Annotated in this window: 15 protein-coding genes and 3 pseudogenes; 1 reads left to right on the top strand and 17 read right to left on the bottom strand. The window is 39.6% G+C overall.

Annotated features, from left to right (window positions below):
* Nucleotides 1-33 precede the first annotated feature (33 nt).
* The 16 genes and pseudogenes from FGQ53_RS05935 to FGQ53_RS05855 all read right to left on the bottom strand — a co-directional run bounded on the left by FGQ53_RS05935 (nucleotide 34) and on the right by FGQ53_RS05855 (nucleotide 18,388).
* Nucleotides 34-1,137 carry a Gfo/Idh/MocA family protein gene (locus tag FGQ53_RS05935; protein WP_000241736.1) on the bottom strand — a complete coding sequence of 368 codons (1,104 nt, stop codon included), beginning with the start codon at nucleotides 1,135-1,137 and terminating at the stop codon, nucleotides 34-36.
* A gap of 12 nt (nucleotides 1,138-1,149) precedes the next feature.
* Nucleotides 1,150-3,243: a neuraminidase NanB gene (gene nanB, locus FGQ53_RS05930; RefSeq protein WP_138336668.1), complete on the bottom strand. Its 2,094-nt coding sequence runs from the start codon at nucleotides 3,241-3,243 to the stop codon at nucleotides 1,150-1,152.
* A gap of 16 nt (nucleotides 3,244-3,259) precedes the next feature.
* Nucleotides 3,260-4,093 carry a carbohydrate ABC transporter permease gene (locus FGQ53_RS05925; RefSeq protein ID WP_138336665.1) on the bottom strand — a complete coding sequence of 278 codons (834 nt, stop codon included), beginning with the start codon at nucleotides 4,091-4,093 and terminating at the stop codon, nucleotides 3,260-3,262.
* The gene (locus FGQ53_RS05920) at nucleotides 4,093-4,977 is read right to left on the bottom strand and encodes a carbohydrate ABC transporter permease (protein WP_023946138.1); all 885 of its coding nucleotides are present in this window, start codon (nucleotides 4,975-4,977) and stop codon (nucleotides 4,093-4,095) included. The genes FGQ53_RS05925 and FGQ53_RS05920 overlap by 1 nt, the downstream gene beginning before the upstream one ends.
* Nucleotides 4,978-5,054: 77 nt before the next feature.
* Complete coding sequence (locus tag FGQ53_RS05915; protein WP_138336662.1) at nucleotides 5,055-6,392, bottom strand: ABC transporter substrate-binding protein; 1,338 nt, start codon at nucleotides 6,390-6,392, stop codon at nucleotides 5,055-5,057.
* An 18-nt stretch (nucleotides 6,393-6,410) separates the two neighbouring features.
* Entirely contained in the window at nucleotides 6,411-6,863 is a 453-nt protein-coding gene (locus FGQ53_RS05910) for a YhcH/YjgK/YiaL family protein (protein WP_138336660.1), read from the bottom strand.
* Between the two features lie 24 nt (nucleotides 6,864-6,887).
* Nucleotides 6,888-7,586, bottom strand: coding sequence for an N-acetylmannosamine-6-phosphate 2-epimerase (locus tag FGQ53_RS05905; protein ID WP_033676556.1), 699 nt, complete (start codon nucleotides 7,584-7,586; stop codon nucleotides 6,888-6,890).
* A 199-nt stretch (nucleotides 7,587-7,785) separates the two neighbouring features.
* A complete protein-coding gene (locus tag FGQ53_RS05900; RefSeq protein ID WP_138336657.1) occupies nucleotides 7,786-8,766 on the bottom strand; it encodes an acetylxylan esterase in 981 nt (326 codons plus the stop codon).
* 427 nt (nucleotides 8,767-9,193) lie between these two features.
* Nucleotides 9,194-11,209: an ATP-dependent DNA helicase RecG gene (recG, locus tag FGQ53_RS05890; RefSeq protein ID WP_138336654.1), complete on the bottom strand. Its 2,016-nt coding sequence runs from the start codon at nucleotides 11,207-11,209 to the stop codon at nucleotides 9,194-9,196.
* A gap of 17 nt (nucleotides 11,210-11,226) precedes the next feature.
* Entirely contained in the window at nucleotides 11,227-12,330 is a 1,104-nt protein-coding gene (gene alr / locus FGQ53_RS05885) for an alanine racemase (protein WP_138336652.1), read from the bottom strand.
* A complete protein-coding gene (acpS, locus tag FGQ53_RS05880) occupies nucleotides 12,320-12,682 on the bottom strand; it encodes a holo-ACP synthase (RefSeq protein ID WP_171019094.1) in 363 nt (120 codons plus the stop codon). The genes alr and acpS overlap by 11 nt, the downstream gene beginning before the upstream one ends.
* Before the next feature lie 44 nt (nucleotides 12,683-12,726).
* Nucleotides 12,727-13,758: a 3-deoxy-7-phosphoheptulonate synthase gene (locus tag FGQ53_RS05875; RefSeq protein ID WP_138336646.1), complete on the bottom strand. Its 1,032-nt coding sequence runs from the start codon at nucleotides 13,756-13,758 to the stop codon at nucleotides 12,727-12,729.
* A gap of 1 nt (nucleotide 13,759) precedes the next feature.
* Nucleotides 13,760-14,791 (bottom strand): 3-deoxy-7-phosphoheptulonate synthase, encoded by a 1,032-nt coding sequence (locus tag FGQ53_RS05870; protein WP_138336643.1) that lies wholly within the window; start codon nucleotides 14,789-14,791, stop codon nucleotides 13,760-13,762.
* A gap of 80 nt (nucleotides 14,792-14,871) precedes the next feature.
* A complete protein-coding gene (gene secA / locus FGQ53_RS05865; protein ID WP_138336640.1) occupies nucleotides 14,872-17,385 on the bottom strand; it encodes a preprotein translocase subunit SecA in 2,514 nt (837 codons plus the stop codon).
* 145 nt (nucleotides 17,386-17,530) lie between these two features.
* Nucleotides 17,531-17,819: pseudogene (locus tag FGQ53_RS05860) on the bottom strand (hypothetical protein).
* Nucleotides 17,813-18,388: a phospholipase gene (locus FGQ53_RS05855; RefSeq protein ID WP_138336637.1), complete on the bottom strand. Its 576-nt coding sequence runs from the start codon at nucleotides 18,386-18,388 to the stop codon at nucleotides 17,813-17,815. The pseudogene FGQ53_RS05860 and the gene FGQ53_RS05855 overlap by 7 nt, the downstream one beginning before the upstream one ends.
* 453 nt (nucleotides 18,389-18,841) lie before the next feature.
* Here FGQ53_RS05855 and rgg1518 point away from each other — a divergent pair.
* Nucleotides 18,842-19,480, top strand: a pseudogene (gene rgg1518 / locus FGQ53_RS05850) (Rgg/GadR/MutR family transcriptional regulator Rgg1518); the annotation flags it as partial.
* Between the two features lie 17 nt (nucleotides 19,481-19,497).
* Here the strand turns inward: rgg1518 and FGQ53_RS05845 are convergent.
* Nucleotides 19,498-19,971, bottom strand: a pseudogene (locus tag FGQ53_RS05845) (transposase family protein); the annotation flags it as partial.

Here is a 19,971-nt window from a genome sequence, read left to right as displayed (position 1 = left end):
GAAAATAAATTTTTCATCCCCTTTACATTATGTTTATTTTACAATTTCTGACAATTTTACTTTGCGATCTTCAAACATAGATTGGGTACAAGCATCTGCAGTAGCAATTGCTTCTAGAGCTGCTTCACCTGTCAATAGTTTTGCAAATTCTTCTGATACTGGAGCTCCTTGCATAATCTCATGCAGATAGCGCATTTCTTTATCAATGACAGATGATAGCCATAATGGAGTACGTTTACCTGGTTTACCATAAGCAATCGCTCCGTCCATCTCTGTACTATGATAGATACGAGTACGATCATCATCTTCTTCTTGTGATTCATGAATCAAGAAATAACTTTCTTGTCCATCTAGCTTAAGAGTTCCTTTACAGTTGAATAAGTCTAAGCGGATAGCACCTTTTGTTCCTTGAATCAAGACATAATGTTCACCCCAACGATAAGCTGAACCCCATTCTAACAAGGCAAAACGCTTATTAGAAAATTCCATATTGACAAAAATCATATCATCTTCATCACCGAAATTCTCACCTTCATGGGCTACATTCCCACCTGTCATGGTTACAGTTTCAGGCATACCACCCATAAGGAATTGAACACAATCCAATTCATGGATGTGGTGATACAAGTGGCCACCTGATTTTTCACGAATTTTTTTCCATGATACTGACGGTTGTTGTTCTTCCCAACCATTACGAGCAGTGTGACAATATAGAACGTCTCCGATAACTCCTTGATTAATCAATTCTTTTGCATGATGTACACCATTAAAGAAGTTCATAATATGCCCTGCCATAAAGGTTACATTGTTTTCTTTACAAGCATCTACCATCTCGCGACAATCTTGATAAGAAAGTGCAATAGGTTTTTCACAGAAAACATTTTTGCCATGTTGTGCAGCCTTAATAACTGGTTCTTTATGAAGATTATTTGGAGTTGCGACAATAACACAATCTACTTCATCGCTAGAAACCAACTCATCTAAGGAACTTGCTACTTTTGCTCCCAATTCTTCTGCAATTGCCTCTGCATTATCTGGATCATAAAGAAGAGTAATCTCTGCTCCATCATTCTTTTGCATATAACGAGCCAACTCAGCTCCAAAATATCCTGTTCCAACAACACCGTATTTAACCATGTTTTTTCTCCTTTATTTTGTTAAATCATTAATTTCCAAATCTATATACTGAACTACATTGCTTAAATGCAATTCATTTCTCGACCACGAATCATATTTTTCAAACAGCACACCTATGTGATGATTTGGCAATTCTGTAATCGCAGAATAGGCATAACCATACGAAGGCAAATCAATATCATAGTGGTATTTCCAATCAATACTATCATCTTCTTTATTGACTAAACCGACAACTAATTGACCTCCCTTACGGCCACTTCTAGAATTTGGTGTACTCAAAATAACTGCTTCTTTTCCATCAATTAATTGAGAGTATTTAATTGCAGATACTTGTGTGCCATATGAAGTTTGTTGGATTCCATCAATATACGAAACTTCCGACCATGTTTCTCCAGAATCTCTACTAGTCATATAAGCTATCTTACCTGTAGTGGTTCTAAAGAATGTTCTAACCACACCATCTCCCAGTTCAACCATTTGTGCTTCTGCTGTTGCATTCTTAAACGGAATTGAAGCTGAGGATTTCTTCCATGTTTGGCCACTATCATCAGAAATGAGATAGGTTAGTTCTCCACTAGTATATGTTGCAAAAATCAATCTGTTACTTGATTTTAATGCTAAACCTTGTCCAGGACATAAGTAAGTTCCATTATGTTTTTCTCCTAAGAACGGAGGCAACAACTTAAATTGTTCCCAACTCTCTCCTCTATTCTGACTAGTTGTCATTGCTATATAATTAGTAGGAGTCACTTTAAATAACGAATCTTTGTAGAAAACATTCATAGGAACCTGTTTCCTATTATGCCTTTCTCTTAAAGAGCCACTATCAAAATCAACCGAATATTGTTCGACTGTTAAAGACTTTCCTCCCTCCAAAACTTCATACTTATCATTTATAGTATAATTTGTAGGTTTATTAGTTGTTTCATCGTAAACGACACCATTTTCTCTAACTGTATAACGGAAATCGTTATCTCCACTCTTCTTTAGTTTTAAATAATAATGACCATTTATTTCTTTAAAACCTGAGTCGGCTTTATTTGCATTATTATTTCCAATACCCGCAGGCATAACATCAGCTAGTAATAGCGTTTTCCCAGATTTTTTATCTTCAACAATGGATGAATCTATGAATGAAGCACTTCCACTAATTTGGCTATTCTTTAATTTATTATCTCGTGGCCAGTAAACTAACTGCTCCTCATAGTCATTAAACTTCATAGCAAAAGTTGGCTCACTCCACGTTTTCCCATTATCATCACTATAAGAAGTGGCAATATTAATCTTACTTTTAGAATCATGAGTCCCACCATAACGTGCATCAATACTTGATAGAACTCTTCCACTACTTAATGTATATAGTGTCGGTATTCTAAAATAGTTAGCTTGAGTAGAGTCTCCTGATTGGAAAATTAACTGAAATGGATTTGACAAGGGAATATTTGAAACTTCCTGATCACTAATTGCTTTGTTAAATAGACTGATTTCATCAATACGTCCTTTTGCGAGGTAATGTTCCTTACCTTCACGATTAACAGCTCCTAGTGTTGCCTTATCTATACCATTTATATTTGAAATTGGCAAAAATGTATCAACTGTTTCAGAGAACACTTCTATTCCATTAACATACATTGTGTATGTTTTATCTTTAGAATCAGATACAAATACTAGTGTATTTTCAACTGCCTGTCCTTTATGCTTTCCCCATAATGAAGCTGGTCTAGAAAATAAATAATTTATTCCCTTTTGGGCGTCTCTTATTTCTACACCTATCTCACCAGAATCTCTCATGAAAATTGAAAAGTAATTATTTTTAAAGCCTGCTTTACTATTAGATAGGCCAAACAAAGCTTGAAGCGAGTTTGGTTTATCTGCTTTAAATTTCATTACTACTGTCTGACTCTCTCCAGACAATTTATCTAATAACAAAGGGCTGATATCTATACTCTTATTGTTCAATTGATATGAACCTCCTTGAAAAATAGGAGATATGGACAGTTGACCATAGTTTAATTCATTCGCATGAATCAAAGTGGAGACTCCCATTAAAAGACTAATGCCTACAACAGAAATTCCTAGTTTTGAATAAAGACCTCTCTTATTCATTTTTTCCTTCTTTCGTCTACTTCACAGATCCTTCTGACAATCCACTTGCAATTTTATTTTGGATGATAGAGAAGAAAATGATTGATGGAAGAACCACAATAACAGATGCCGCCATCATATCTCCCCAGTCTAAAATTTCTGAACCGTTAAGTGATCGAAGGGCTACTGCTACTGTCATCTTTCCTGTATTGTTAATCAAAATCAAGGCATACAAGAATTCATTCCAAGCATTGATAAATGTATAAATAGCTGTTGCTACAATACCTGGTGCTACAATCGGTAGTACAATTTTGTAAAAAGTCACAAATTTATTAGCGCCATCAATTCGAGCTGCTTCTTCAATTCCAATCGGAACTGTTTGGAAAAATCCAACTAAAAGCCAAACCGCATATGGAACACTAAAAGATAGATAAACCATCATCAAGCCAAATAAACTATTTGTTAATCCAACTTTAGCAATGGCAATTGAATATGGAATTGCTAACAAAATTGGTGGGAAAATGTAGGTAATGACGAGTAGTCTCGACATAATCGCTCCCAATTTAGGGAAGAATCGAACAATACCATAGGCTGCCATAGCAGAAATAATAATCGCAATAACGGTTGTAGCTAAGGCAATGATTAAACTGTTTCGAATGTTATCAATAAAGTGCAAATCGTTGATAACATGAGTGAAATAATCCAATGTAAATTGTTCAGGCCAAAATCGTGTTGGATACTGAGTTAATTCCCCTTTACCCTTGACAGAAGATATGATAATCCATACCAATGGGAAAATTGCAACGATTGTCGCACCAATCAAGAGTACATGTGAGAGAATATCTAAATAAATACTGGATTTCTTCTTCATTATTTTCTACCCTCCTTTTCCCACTTACTGATGATAGCAAAGTAGATAAAGCAAATTGCTACCAAGAAGATAAAGAGCAATACTGTAACTGCTGAAGCACGACCCAACAATTTAGTTCCCCAACCTAGGTTATAAGCAAAAATTGGAAGCGTCGTTGTAGCATTGGCTGGTCCACCACCAGTAATTAGGTAGATGATATCAAAGTTATTAAAGATCCATACAGTTCTCAAAACAACTAGAAGTCCTACAACCACTTTAATATGCGGAAAGACGATAAACTTAAACACCTGCCAACTTGAAGCACCGTCTATCTTAGCAGCCTCAAATTGTTCTTCTGGTACTGTTTGTAAAGCTGAAAGTACATTAACCATAATCATCGGTGCTCCAAACCAAATGTTGATAAACACCAAACATAGGAATGCCCATGTACTATCTGTCAAAAATGCAGGTGTATGATCCATTAAACCTAATTTTACGATTAGATTAGGTAAATAACCATAAACCCCGTTTAGAATCCACTGCCAAGAAAAGGCAATAACAATTGTAGGAAATGCCCAAGGAACAATCAATAAGGTCCTATATAGTTTCTTGAAGTGGCGTACTCTATGAAGAGCTAAAGCCAATACAAACCCTACTAAAACTTGACCAACTAATGAGAAAACGGTCCACTTAATTGAATTAAAGAACGCATTAAAGAAGTTGGGATCTGATAGCACAGCTTTATAGTTAGCTAAACCAACAAATTTATAATTGGGCATAATCAAATGCTTATTGGTAAAGCTATAAAAAATACTCGAGAAAAACGGATAAACAAAGAGTAATCCTACGATAATCATAGCTGGCAAAACAAATATCCAGCGAGTTAAATTACGTTCTTTAACCATTCTCCTTCTCCCTTCTTTTACAAGACTGGGCTAGGGCTTTTCAGCTTACTAGCCCACCTATTTTTAGTCATTTACACCTATTGAACAGTCTCAAACATATCGTTTAATTGTTTTTCTGCTTCTTTTGCAGCTTTCATAGGATCTGTTCCATTTGTAATGATATCTTGGAACATTTGTTCAATAATGTGTTGGTTAGTCAACATACCAGCTTGTACACTTGGTCCATTTTCATAACCAATAGCAGTACCTTTTTTAACAGCTTCAGTAATTACTTCTTCAGCATGTTTAAATTTCTTACGAGTTTCATTTTCTTTATAGGCTGCAGAATCGCTGATACCACTAATAGTTGGTAACATACCTACTGGAGTTGAATCAAGGAATTTAACGTAGTCTTCTTCATTATAAAGTGATTCTAAGAATGCTTTAGCAACTTCTGGATGTTTTGAATTTTTCCAAACAACCATTGGAATGTTTGAGGTCTCAATTCCTTGGTCTTTATCAGATTCTTTGATTTTTGGAATAGGATAAGCATCAATCGAATCAATCAATTGAGGACTGTTGGCATTAATTCCTCCAATATGGAAGCCAGAGTTAAAGTCAAATGCTGTTTTTCCTTGATAGAACAAGGTAGCTTGTTGAAGAACATTAAAGTTCAAAGAATCTTGAGGTGAAATTTCTTTATACATTTTAACCCAGTATTTAATACCATCTTGAGCAAGTTGACTTGTCAAATCTGCTTTAAGATCTTTTGTTAAGAGGCTTCCTCCACCACTACGTACGTAGAAGTTCAAGAAGCGTGTTGCCATTAAGTCATTTGTTCCGAACGGAACAGATAATCCATAAACTCCAGCTTCTTTTAATTTTTTAGAAGCTTCATAGAGCTGGTCCCAAGTTTTAGGTACTTCAATATTATGTTCTTTTAACAAATCTGTTCTAACCCACATAACTTGTGCATGTGAATAAAGAGGAACAGAGTAGTAATCATCTCCGATTTTTGCTTCATTTAAGGCAGTTTCGTTAAATTTATCCTGTCCAATACGCTTGATAGAATCGTTTAGCGGAACCAAAGCATCTGAGTTGACCATTTCCATTACTTGGTTAGGGAGAGCTGTACTGATATCTGGCACATTTCCATTTGCTAAACCTGTAGTCCATTTAGTATAGAAGTCATTCCAAGAAAATGTTTCAATCTTGATTTTCGTTTTTGGATGCTTTTGCATAAAAGCATCTGCTGATTTTTGGATACTTTCCAAACGTGGTCCTTGAGTAAAGGAGTGCCACATTGTAATCTCACCAGATAATTCTGTCGGTGGTTCAGTGTTAGCTGTATTTTCTTTCTTTCCTGAACAAGCTACCAAGGCAACGGCTGCTAGCGCAACTCCAGCTAGACATAAAAACTTTCTCATTTTTTTCATTGTTCTTCCCTTTCTACATTAAGAAATCGCAACTTTAAAGACAACTTTTTTCACAGGTTCATCATTTATACGAACCTTGGGTTGATGTAAATCTTCCGGAAAAGTGATTAGGCATTCTCCTGATCTCAAATGCACTAACTGCTCCACTTCACCTGTGTATAATTCAATATCTTTCTCATCATCATACTTTTGGGTAACGCTTACATTTCCTGGCGAAGTAACAGCCATAGCTTCTTCATTTTCCAAAACTAAATGAATATCTAAATATTTTTGGTGAGTTTCAAAGAAGGCTCCTGCTTGACCGTCTGCTAGATAAGTAAAGCAATTCCCAAACAATCGATCTCCATCGATATCAATCGGACCTTCTGTTAAATTTTCTAGTCCTGTTTTTTCTAGAAAATCTATTAATGTTGCAAAATGTGGATTTACTCTCACATAAGTTCCTAAACGACTAATTTTAGTAATAATCATATTTAATCCCCCTTTCTTTATTTTTTATTTAAGACCAGCAACAAAGCGTTCTGTAATCTCTTTTGGTCTAGTAATAGCGCCACCAACAACGATGCCTCTCACTCCATATCCAAGGATTTGTTTGGCTTGTTCTGGTGTATGGATTTTTCCTTCTGCAATGACATCCACGCCTGCATCACAGAGTTTTTTGATTAATTCAAAATCTGGGCCATCCACTTTTGGACTGTAAGATGTATATCCTGATAAGGTTGTTCCGACAAAGTCAATTCCTGCTTCAACAGCTGCTAGTCCTTCTTCAAAAGTACTTGTATCAGCCATCAAGAGCTGGTTAGGATATTTTTCCTTAACCTGACGAATGAACTCTTGAATCTCCAAACCATCGTAGCGTTCACGCTTGGTACAATCCAGAGCAATCACCTCGATATCCAGTTCTGCCAATTCATCAACTTCTTTCATCGTAGCCGTGATGAAGGGTTCTTGCGGTGGATAATCTCGTTTAATTATCCCAATGATTGGAAGGTTTGTGACCTCCTTGATTTCCTTGATATCGCGAACACTGTTTGCTCGGATACCGACTGCGCCACCTTGCTCAGCCGCTTTGACCAGCAAGGGAATGACTCCTCCCGCTTCTGTATAAAGCGGTTCGTGAGGAAGGGCCTGACAAGAAACGATGATTCCATCTTTGATTTGTTCAATCAAGGCTTCTTTAGTAATCTGTGGCATCCTCTTTCCTCCTTTTCTTTGTTCTTATGGGTTCATTATATATTATTTGTGAAGCGCTTTCAATACTTTGTAGTAGGATAGATTACAGTTTCAAAAGTATTTTATAGAACAGCTGTTTCTGAAAGTAGTTTCAGAGAGGTATCTATTTTAAATCATATTTTTAAGACTGAAAAAGAGAGCTACTCTGCTCTCTCATTCATTATTTTACATACTTAAAAGCAATCTCACTACCACAGAGCCAGTTGTAGACTTGGTCATTGACAAAAACATTCATGGCTTCATGAGCATACTCAGGCATGATGCGATAGGCCTTGTCGCAGGTGAGACGGTTGTAAATCGCAAACTGGGTAATAGGATAGCAAACATCGTCGTCCAAGCCCGTAATCATCTTAACCTTACCCTTGATACGATGGGCAAGATTTTTCACATCAATATAAGCAAGGGTCGCCATGATGTCTTCCTCAGTTTCATGGAAAGGATCGTGAAACTTGAAATATCGGAAAAGTTCGTCATAAGCTTCACTGGTATTACCAATCTCAAGTACCCGTCTAAAATCTGACAAAAAGGGATAGATGGCAACTGTTTTCTGAATCCGTGGATTGAGGGCTGCCGCAACCAGAGCTAAGGCCCCTCCTTGTGAGGCACCATAGCTAGAAAGTCGCTTTTCATCCACCTGAGGCAGACTAGCAATAATTTCAACCAACTGGTAAATATCCAGATAAACATCCTTATAAAAGAGGTGCTCCCGACCTTCCACAGCACCACGGATGATATGCCCCTTAACGGTATTTCCTAGAGGAGAACGCAAGCCATCTTGCGAGTAACCTGACTGCCCCCGCACATCCATGGAAATAACACCGTAACCAGCCACAATGAAGGCCAACATGTCGGTCCAGTCCCAGCCACGTCCCATATAACCATGGAAATGGAAAATCATTGGAACTTTATCCTCACTTTTTGGAAGAACGACGCGTGCATAGACCTTGCCTTCATTACTTCCTTCAAAAGTGAGCTCATAGCACTTGACTTGAGAAATGTGAAAACCTCTTTCCTCCAAGTTGTAGGCTGGAAGAGTTGAAACTTTTTTCACCTCCTCATCCCAGAAAGCATCAAAGTCTTCTGGAACCTCATCCCATCCTTTATAGGTCTTGATTTCTTCTAACAAAGCTGGATTTTTCATAATATACTCCTTTTGTTTTGTAATCGCTATCACAACTGTAGCATATCTAGAAAAGCAATGCAAGAAAGAATGCTAATACTCTTCGAAAATCAAATTCAAACCGCGTCAGCTTCGCCTTGCCGTACTCAAGTACAGCCTGCGGCTAGCTTCCTAGTTTGCTCTTTGATTTTCATTGAGTATAAATAGAAAGAGATTTTAGATTCTTTACCTTTAGGATGATGGGCTGAAAGTAGTTTTAGAAACGAAAAAAGAGCATTTTCGCTCTTTCTTCTTCTGCTCAATCTTAATTTTTTGCTTCTTTCTTTTGGAAAGTGGTTTGGTAATTTACTTTAATCGTTACTGTCATGTGAGAGTCCTCGTTTCTTTTTGATGACTCTAGTATAAGGGGCAAACCTGAAAGCTAGCTTAAGATTTCCTTAGAGAAAGCTTAATCTAGATGTTCTTTCTTTTCCAGATGAAGGGCAATCATGCGCCACTCTGGATCCTCTTGCCAGCCTTCAATAGAACTAATATAGCTAGCCACTTTTCTGGCTTCTTCTAAAATCGGAAAATCTTCGATAATATCAGCCACTTGAAACTCTGGGATCCCTGACTGTCTGGTTCCAAAAATCTCACCAGAACCACGCATTTTCAAATCTTCCTCTGCAAGGACAAATCCGTTGGTGGTTTCTGTCATGATGCGCATGCGGTCTTTACCAGAATCCGTCTTGGGATTGGCAACGAGAACAGCATAAGACTGCTTGTCCCCCCTACCGACACGACCCCTGAGCTGGTGAAGCTGACTGAGACCGAACCGATCAGCATCCATGATAATCATGACAGTCGCATTGGGAACATTGACCCCGACCTCGATAACCGTCGTCGAAACCAGAATATCCGTTTTTCGCTCTTTGAACTCCTGCATAATCTGGTCTTTTTCATCACTCTTCATCTTACCATGTAGAAGAGCCACTTCTGCCTTACCTGCAAAATGAGCCGTCAACTCCTCAGATAAAGCAATGGCATTTTTCAAGTCCAGAGCTTCAGATTCTTCAATCAAGGGAGAGATAACATAAGCCTGAGAACCTTTTTGGATTTCTCCCTCTAACCAGGTCAAGACCTGAGGCAGCTGCTCATGCTTAATCCAGCGCGTCACAATAGGCTTCCGCCCTGCTGGCATCTGGTCGATAATGGAAACATCCATATCTCCAAAGGCTGTGATGGCCAGCGTCCGTGGAATGGGAGTCGCTGTCATCATGAGAACGTCAGGATTGTCACCTTTTTCCCGTAAAATCCGCCTTTGCCCCACACCAAAACGGTGTTGCTCATCGATGATAATCAAGCCAAGACGAGCATAATCCACCCCATCCTGAATCAGAGCGTGGGTTCCGATAATCAAATCAGTCTCACCCTTGGCAATGGTCTCCAAGACTTCTCTTTTTTCTACAGCTTTTAAGGAACCTGTCAAGAGAGCCAGTTTCAAGTTCGGAAAGAGACTCTGTAGGCTGTCAAAATGTTGCTCTGCTAAGATTTCTGTCGGTACCATGAGGGCTGCTTGATAACCAGCCGTCACCGCCGCAAACATGGCCAAGCCAGCGACCACCGTTTTTCCGCTCCCCACGTCCCCTTGTAGAAGACGATTCATGTGGCGATCAGACTTCATATCAGTTAAAATTTCCTGCAAACTCTTTTCCTGAGCAGGGGTCAGGGCAAAAGGCAGGCTTTCTTTGACAGCCGTCACTTTTTCCTGAGACCAATCCAGAACCAGACCACTTCCTTGAACTCTATTTTCAGACTTAAGCGTCTGCAACTGCATCTGAAAATAAAAAAGTTCTTCAAACTTGATACGACGAAGTGCCTGCTTGTATTCTGCCAAATCCTTAGGAAAATGCATAGCTCGGACAGCCTGGCAACGGGACATGAGTTTGTATTTATCAAGTAAAGACTGGGGAAGATTTTCCTCTATCAAGAGGTCCAACCCCTGATCAAAGGCCGTCTTAATGACCTTGACCAGCCCTGCCTGACTGATTCCCTGAGCCAGACGATAGACAGGCTGGAGGTCATCTTCTACCTGAGCCAGAACCTTCATCCCTGTCAAACTTGCCTTGGCGCGGTCCCATTTTCCAAATACAGCCAGGGTAGCTCCCAACTCTATCTTATCAGCCAGATAGGGCTGGTTAAAGAAATTCACCGCAAAAACGACTTCTCCCTGCTTGAGACTAAAGCGCAGGCGATTGCGCTTGAAACCATAATACTGAACACTGGCAGGAGTCACAACTTGACCAGACAGAACCGCCTTTTCACCGTCTTCCAACTCCAGCACCTGCTTGGTTTTGAAGTCTTCGTAACGGAAAGGAAAGTAGAGCAAGAGGTCTTGCAAGTTTTCAATTCCTAGTTTGGTGTATTTCTCTGCTGACTTTGGTCCCACACCAGGTAAGACATGCAAGGGTTGATGTAGATTCATGCTCCACTCCTTTCTTTTTAATAATATTCTCTCGGAATGCGATCGCTCAGAAGACAGACCACCTCATAGTTAATAGTGCCACGGTAGGCAGCTACCTGAGTAGCTGTGATTTCCTTGTCACCGTTGGTGCCGATCAGGGTGACTTTTGTTCCCAGCGGATAAAGCTTAGGCAGACGAATGGTGATTTGGTCCATAGAAACCCTGCCGACGATTGGGCATGCTTGCCCATCTACCAAGACAGAAAAATTCTGCATGTCTCGCGTCCATCCATCCGCATAGCCGATTGGCACGGTCGCAATGACTTGCTCGCTATCCGCCTGATAGGTTGCTCCATATCCCATGCAAGCTCCAGCTGAAACTGTCTTGACATGAACCAGGGCAGATTCCAAGGTCAAGGCTGATTTCAAGTCATAGGGCAAGTCCAATACCTCTCCACTTGGGTTAAGACCATACATGGCATCTCCCATACGGACCGCATTGAAAATAGTCTCTGCATGCCAGAGGGTCGTTGCCGAGTTGCTGGCATGAACCAGCTCTGGAACTTCCTTCATACTTGCCAAAATAGCTTTAAAGCATTCTAACTGCTCATTAAAGTAGGTATCTGATTCCTCATCTGCAGTCGCAAAGTGGGTAAAAATTCCTTCAACATGCACACCGTGTTGTTGGAGCAAGTCTTGAGCCTGATTAGCCTCACCGGCCTCTCTAAATCCAATCCGTCCCATCCCTGAGTCAATCTTGAGATGGACTGTCAAACCTGATAGGTCTGCTTCCTTAACTAAGAGTGCTTGAATCCACTCCAATCCAGCTACTGTCAAGGTGATGTCGTATTCTTTAGCTAGAGCAACAGCTTCGATGTCAGAAACTCCTAAAATAAGGATTTTCTTGCTGAGTCCAGCCTGTCTGAGTTCAATGGCCTCATCAATATTCGAAACGCAAAAACCATCGACATCATCTTGAATAGCTGTCGCAACGGTAACAGCCCCATGGCCATAAGCATTAGCCTTGACTACTGCAAATCTGAGCGTTCCCTCAGGGATATGAGCTCCCATTTGTTGAATGTTTTGTCGAATAGCTCCCAGATGAATCAGAGCCTTGGTTGGTCTATGTGGACTAGCTTTCATGATTTTCCTCCAAAATGACACTTGCTGTCACAAACTGATCTGTATGGCTGATCGACAGCCAAATCTTTCCTGAAAATGGCGACTGACTAAAATAAGGCGCCCCGCGTTCATTGTTCAAGACTTCTAAATCCTGAAAACCGAGCTTGCCAATACCCGTTCCCATAGCCTTGGAAAAAGCCTCCTTAGCTGACCAGCGACCAGCTAAATATTCAATCTGCCGACGCCCTTTGAGACTGGCAAATCGCTCCAATTCCTTAGCTGTCAGCACGCGCTTAGCAAATCCTTCATGTCGTGTAACTGCTCTTTCTATCGAAGCTAATTCCTCGATATCAATTCCGTGTCCAACTATCATTCTCATCAAAAGGAGTTGAGATTCCCCAACTCCATCCTTTTCACTTATTTTGTCAAGGTAGCATAAATTTCTTCTACCAAAGCCTCTGTATTTTCCCAACCTAGACAAGGGTCGGTAATAGAGCAACCAAAGACCTCTGGTTGGTTTTGACGACCATCTGCTAGGTAGGATTCAATCATAAAGCCTCGAACCGTCTTTTTGATTTTCTCATTCCAATCACGATTCTGCAAGGTCTGGCGAACAATTCGAATCTGCTCCATATATTGCTTGCCTGAATTATCATGATTGGTGTCGATGAGGATAAAAGGATTTTCAAGTCCCATTGTCTCATAACGTTCAATGGCATTTAGCAAGGTTTCATAGTAAAAGTTAGGCTCATTTTTTCCATATTCATTGACTGCTCCACGAAGGATGACATGAGCCAAAGGATTTCCTGAAGTCTCAACTTCTTGGCCATGGAAGAGGAAAGTTTGTTTGTTTTGAGCAGCATAGATACCGTTAAACATGACACCCAAATTTCCAGAGGTTGGATTTTTCATCCCTACCGGTGCATCAATCCCTGAGGCCACAAAGCGGTGCTCTTGGTCTTCCACAGAACGAGCCCCCACAGCATGGTAGCTGACTAAATCATCTACCAAGACCAGATTTGACGGATAAAGCATCTCATCTGCCGTTGTCAAACCAGTCTCTGTAATCACGCGATAGTGTAACTGGCGCACAGCCTGCAAGCCGTTAATCAAACTTGGAGCCTTAGAAGTATCTGGCTGGTGAACCAGACCTTTATACCCATCTCCGTTGGTGCGAGGTTTAGCAGTATAAACACGCATGACCATGAAAATCTTGTCTGCCACCTTCTTTTGCAAGGCTGATAAACGGCGGGCATATTCCAAGACAGCTTCTTCATTGTCAGAAGAACAAGGACCAATCACCAAAAGGATACGGTCATCTTCTCCTGAAATGATGTCTGCCAATTCTCTATCACGGCGCTCCTTTAGTCGCAAGGCTTCCGCAGACAATTGAGCTTCTGCCTTGATTGCTTCAATATCGATTTCTTGACCTTTTTCAATAAATGCCATCTTATTCTCCTAGCGTTTGGTAGACTTCTCTGACAAGGGCTTCCGTATTTCCCCAGCCAAGGCAAGGGTCTGTGATAGACTTGCCAAATACTTCCGGTTCGTTTTGACGGCCGTCTTCGAGATAAGACTCAATCATAAAGCCACGAACGTACTGCTTGATTTTTTCATTCCAATCACGGTTAATCAAGGTCTGACGGACAATTCGAATTTGGTCCATATGTTGCTTACCAGAGTTGTCATGATTGGTGTCCACAATGATAAAAGGATTTTCCAAGCCCGTTTTCTCATACTGGGCAATGGTATCCATCAAATTATCATAGTAGTAGTTAGGAATATTCTTACCATACTCATTGATCGCTCCACGAAGAATGGCGTGCGAAAGTGGGTTCCCAGTTGTTTCCACTTCTTTTCCTAGGAAAAGGAAGCTTTGTTTGTTTTGAGCAGCATAAATCCCATTAAACATAACATTGAGATTTCCAGAGGTTGGATTTTTAAACCCAGTCGCAAAATCTGCCCCACTTGCCACAAAGCGGTGTTGCTGGTCTTCAACTGAACGAGCACCAACCGCCATGTAAGAAATCAAATCATCTACAAGCGGTAGATTTTCAGGATAAAGCATTTCATCAGCTGTTGTCATGCCTGTTTCTGTGATAACACGATAGTGAAGATGGCGAACAGCTTTGATTCCGTTGATGAGGCTTGGCGCTTCTGTCGCATTAGGCTGGTGAATCAATCCCTTGTAACCATCTCCGTTAGTACGGGGTTTGGCTGTATAAACACGCATAACCATAAAGATACGGTCTGCTACTTCTTCTTGCAAGGCTGCCAAACGCTTAGCGTACTCAAGAACAGCTTCTTCATTATCAGATGAGCATGGCCCTATTACCAAGAGAATCCGTTGATCTTCTCCACGTATAATGGCTTCTAGCTCTTGATCGCGCTGTGATTTTCTCTCCAAAGCCTGGCCTTCTAGTTTTGATAAGGCACGAACTTCTTCAATATTAATTTTAGGACTTTTTGCTGTAAATACCATAACTCATCTCCTTATAAATCAAACGGATACCAAGTAAAAATTTACTTTTCACAAGGTATCCGCCTCTAAACTATCTCATTTTATTGTCTTTTACCGTGACAGTTTTTAAACTTCTTACCAGAACCACATGGGCAAAGTTCATTCCGTCCAATCTGGCTCAAATCCAAATCTTCTAGCATATTTGCTTGGTGGGCAGCGATATTGCGAGTCGCTGTTGTACTGATATGGTGTTCTGCTTGTGGTCTTTCTTGTTCATGAATTTGTGCTTTCATCATCAAACGTGTCACATCAAACTCAATCGAACCAATCATATCATTAAACATACGGAAACCTTCTGCCTGATACTCAACAACTGGGTTGTTCTGAGCATAGCCACGAAGTCCAACCGCATTACGCAATTGATCAAGGGCATCGATATGATCTGTCCACTTGTTATCCACCACTCGTAGAATCAACACTTTTTGGAATTCTTTGACTGCTTCTTCATCACGTAGTTTTGAAACCTGACTATCATAAACTTGCAAGGCACGTTGGAAGAGCTCTTCCTTGATAGCCTTATCAGACAAGCCTGACAAGTCTTCGATTGAAATCGAATCTTCTGGAAGCAAGTTGTACTTAGCAAAGTTCAAAATTGCCTCTAGTTTTTCATCCTGTTTTGAACGCGCATGACCATCAACGACACGACCAATCGTGCGTTTAATCATAGCCTGAATTTCAGGTGCCAAGTCACGATTGGCAGTGATGACATCGTAACGTTGAGCATAGATAATCTCACGTTGTTCACGCATGACATCATCGTATTGAAGGACTTGTTTACGAGTATCGTAGTTATTTCCTTCGACACGTTTTTGCGCTGCTTCAACCTGACGTGTCAACATACGAGACTCAATGGCCTCTTCAGACATGTTCAAGCGTTCAAAGATTCCTTTCAAGCGTTCAGAACCAAAACGTTTCATCAAATCATCTTCAAGAGAGAGGTAGAATTGTGACTCACCTGGGTCTCCTTGACGACCTGAACGTCCACGAAGCTGGTTATCGATACGACGGCTTTCATGGCGTTCTGTACCAATCACACAAAGTCCACCCAATTCGCGAACTCCTTCACCAAGCTTGATGTCAGTACCACGACCGGCCATGTTAGTCGCAATGGTAACAGCACCACGTTGACCAGCATTCATAATGATTTGAGCTTCTTTATAGTGGTTTTTGGCATTCAAGACTTCGTGAGGAACGCCAGCTGCGACCAATTTCTTAGAAATATAGTCACTAGTTTCAACCGCTACTGTACCAACCAAGACAGGCTGACCCTTTTGGTAACGAGCCTTAACGTCTTCGACAACCGCCTTAAACTTAGCCTCGATACTTGCATAAAGAAGGTCTGAGTGGTCAATACGTTGAACAGGACGGTTTGTTGGGATTGGAATAACACGAATGTTGTAAATTTCACGGAATTCTTCTTCCTCAGTCTTACCTGTACCCGTCATACCAGACAATTTCTTGTACATACGGAAAAGATTTTGGTAAGTGATTGAGGCAGATGTCTTGGTTTCATCCTGAATTGGCACCCCTTCTTTTGCTTCAATGGCTTGGTGCAATCCATCAGAATAACGGCGACCTTCCATGGTACGACCTGTAAATTGGTCAACAATCAGGATTTCTTGCTCTTCGCTCACCACATAGTCAATATCGAGAAGCATGATGTAGTTAGCACGAAGGGCATTATCGATAAAGTGAGTCAAAGCCACGTTTTCGATGTCATAGAGATTTTCAAGCTTGAAGTAGCTTTCAGCCTTGTCAATCCCTGAATCTGACAAACCAATAGTCTTAGACTGCACATCGATGATGTAGTCGTCTTTGTCCAAAGATTTTACATAGTGGTCTGCCATGTGGTATAACTGACTGGTTTCAACCGCGTTGGCACCTGATACGATCAAAGGTGTACGCGCCTCGTCAATCAAGATAGAGTCAACCTCATCGACCAAGGCATAGTTGAGCGGACGTTGTACCATGTTTTCAGCGCGGACGACCATGTTATCACGAAGGTAGTCAAATCCGATTTCTGAGTTGGTTGAATAAGTAATATCACACTCATAGGCTTCTTTTTTCTCCATTGGAGATTTGGCAGCCAAGTTAATCCCTACTGACAAACCAAGCCAAGAGTACAATTCACCCATCTCAGTCGCGTCACGCTCTGATAGGTATTCATTGACTGTAACTACGTGAACCCCTTTGCCTGAAAGGGCATTGAGGTATACCGGCATGGTCGCAGTCAAGGTTTTCCCTTCCCCTGTACGCATTTCTGGCACGTCACCATGGTGAAGAACGATTCCCCCCATGACCTGAACCTTATATGGGAAAAGTCCTAGAACACGTTTGGCACCCTCACGGACAACTGCAAATGCTTCATAAAGCAATGAATCCAGTGATTCTCCATTTTGATAACGTTCTTTAAATTCAACTGTTTTTGCTTTTAGTTGGTCATCAGTCAAAGCAGCCATTTGGTCTTCGTATTTGAAAACCTTGTCAGCCATCTTTTCCAGACGACGGATTTCTCCTTTATCATTTTCGATAATTGTTTTTAAAATATTAGCCATGTTTTTCCTTACTTTAAATTCCGAATATTTTAGAATGTTCTTTTAATTTTAGCACAATTACTGATTATTTTCAAGGAAGAATCCTCATTTTGAAAAGGAAAAAGAGGTTAGTTTCCAAGCTAACCTCTCTGACTTTTATGATACTTTAATTGCCAAAAATCGGCAAAATCGCAAATAGGATAAATAGATTAATCCAAAGAGAAAAACAGCAGATCAATCCAAAAACAAAGAGACTGACTTTCTTGGACAGCAAGGCCATCAAAATAGACAGAACACCAAAAACTAGCAAGACTTTCTGTATGCTGAAGAGGTCAATCTTCCCCCCCCAGAATCGGACTGCCCCAAGGAAGAAAGAAGAAAGCAATCCAGATCAACAGAACTAAACCAATATAGACCTTAGAATAGCGTGTAATAAATGATTTTAGATTCAACATCCTATAGCTCCAATCGTTTCAAAATAAACTCTGATAGCATCCGCAACCCATAAGGAACTTTCTGGTATCCAACGTCTGTTAACTTTTATAAAATCGACTAACTGACGATTACACTCACAATTAGCTCCAATACCAGCTCCCCACTTGTAACATCTATCATGATTTTGGCAACCTTGATCCAAAACGTCTACCACAGGTAAAGTAAATCCTTCCCCGTTGTAACCAGGACCACAGTAATTCCCGTGAACAGGCAATCCTGCCTTAAAATATTTAGCAGGTGTAAACGTATTTGAACTATAGTCTTCGCTTATTGTCTCTACCAATAAACCCATGTCAATTACATCTTTCACTTGTTTATCTTGAACCGCTTTATCATAATCAAAATAAATCCTATCTTTATCTTTTACAAGATAACTCTTCAACAATTCTCCATTACGAAAACTTCTATCGCTAACTTCCAAAGAGTTTAAGTTACCATGTGAATTAGATTCCGCAAAAACATTTTTTCCAGCAAATAGAAGTAAAAAGGCAGATAAAGAAGTTAAACAAATTTTAATGATAGTTTTCATGACTACTCCTCCTAATAAACATAAGTTATAAGCCAAATACACAAACAATATTTTTACCAAAAGAAAGTTAATTTTTGGAAAATATACTAAATACACATAAACTTAAAGCTTGTCAAATCAGTTTAAGAAATATATTTTATATTATTCTAACAAATGATATTTCATATACTCTCCTCCTTATTTATAAAATATTCAAGTTTCACTATAATAGAAGCATAACAATAAGTATATTAATACTTGGCTAAAGAATATAAATAACACATTAATTAGTCACTCCCAAAACCATATATCAAACCATGGGATTAGAGACTCCCAATCATTACAATATATGACAAAATTAAGTGAATTTTGTATTTCCATGACTTTTTCCCTCCTTATTGATATAATAACACCAACTTTTTCTACGTTTTTTATAAATGTAGAAAATATTCACATTTACCTATGAGGAACAATATGAAATGGGATTATGGACAGATTTTTAAAGAAATTCGAAAGTCAAAAGGATTGACCCAACAAGATGTATGTGGACAAGTCATACATCGGACAACTCTAACAAATATTGAACACGGTAAAGTTATTCCCAGTTTTGAAAACATGGTATTTCTTCTTGAACAAATTGATATGAGTTTAGCAGAATTCAAGTATATATGCAACGAATACCATCCTAGTGAAAGGCGAGATATTATTGTAGAGAGCCAAAATCCGTCTACTTTTCAAGATACTAGAAAAATGGTTGAACTCACTGAGAAATGTCAAAAATATCTTAAGACACATCACGATGTTCCTATTCAAAATATCTATCGTCATACAAAAATTGTCACAGAGTTACGAACTAAAGGATTCAAAAACAACCACGTCTTGAAAGATTTGTCTGAAGAAATTTGGGACTATCTTGAACCTATGGATACATGGTACATTAGTGATTTGAAATTGCTTGGAACCATTCTCTTTTTCTTTCCTTCTGAAAATCTTCCCCTTCTTATTGATAGAATTATGAAAACCATCGAGAAATATAAATACTTCCGAGAAACAAAAGTACTTTTATCATCTTTTTTAGCCAATCTCTCCACTGTATATTTTCAACATCATTTATTAGACTTCCTGCGAAACTAGAATCCTAGTTCACGGTTGATAATGCCAGCAATCAAATTCATTCGTAATCCAAACCGTTTGCGTCGATTTCGATAGGTTGTTGAAAATATTTTAAACGTTTTTACTTTGGCAAAAATATTCTCAACCTTGATTCTCTCTTTAGATAGCACATGGTTATAGGCTTTATCTTCAAGAGTTAGTGGCTTAAGTTTGCTTGATTTCCTCGGAGTTTGCGCTTGTGAATACATCTTCATGATCCCTTGATAACCACTGTCTGCCAAGATTTTACCAGCTTGTCCGATGTTTCTGCGACTCATTTGAACAATTTCATATCGTGGCAATAGTTCACCGCAATATCCAAAGAAACAATTCTCCCTTGGCTTGTGGCAATCGCTTGAGCCTTCATAGTATGGCATTTCTTTTTACCAGAATAATTGGCTAGTTGATTTTTTTAGGACGATTGATTTTTACCTCTGTTGCATCCACAATCA

Origin of the sequence: Streptococcus mitis (genome assembly GCF_005844455.1) — a bacterium.
GTDB lineage: Bacteria > Bacillota > Bacilli > Lactobacillales > Streptococcaceae > Streptococcus > Streptococcus mitis_BF.
This window is presented reverse-complemented; position numbering and strand designations above follow the sequence as displayed.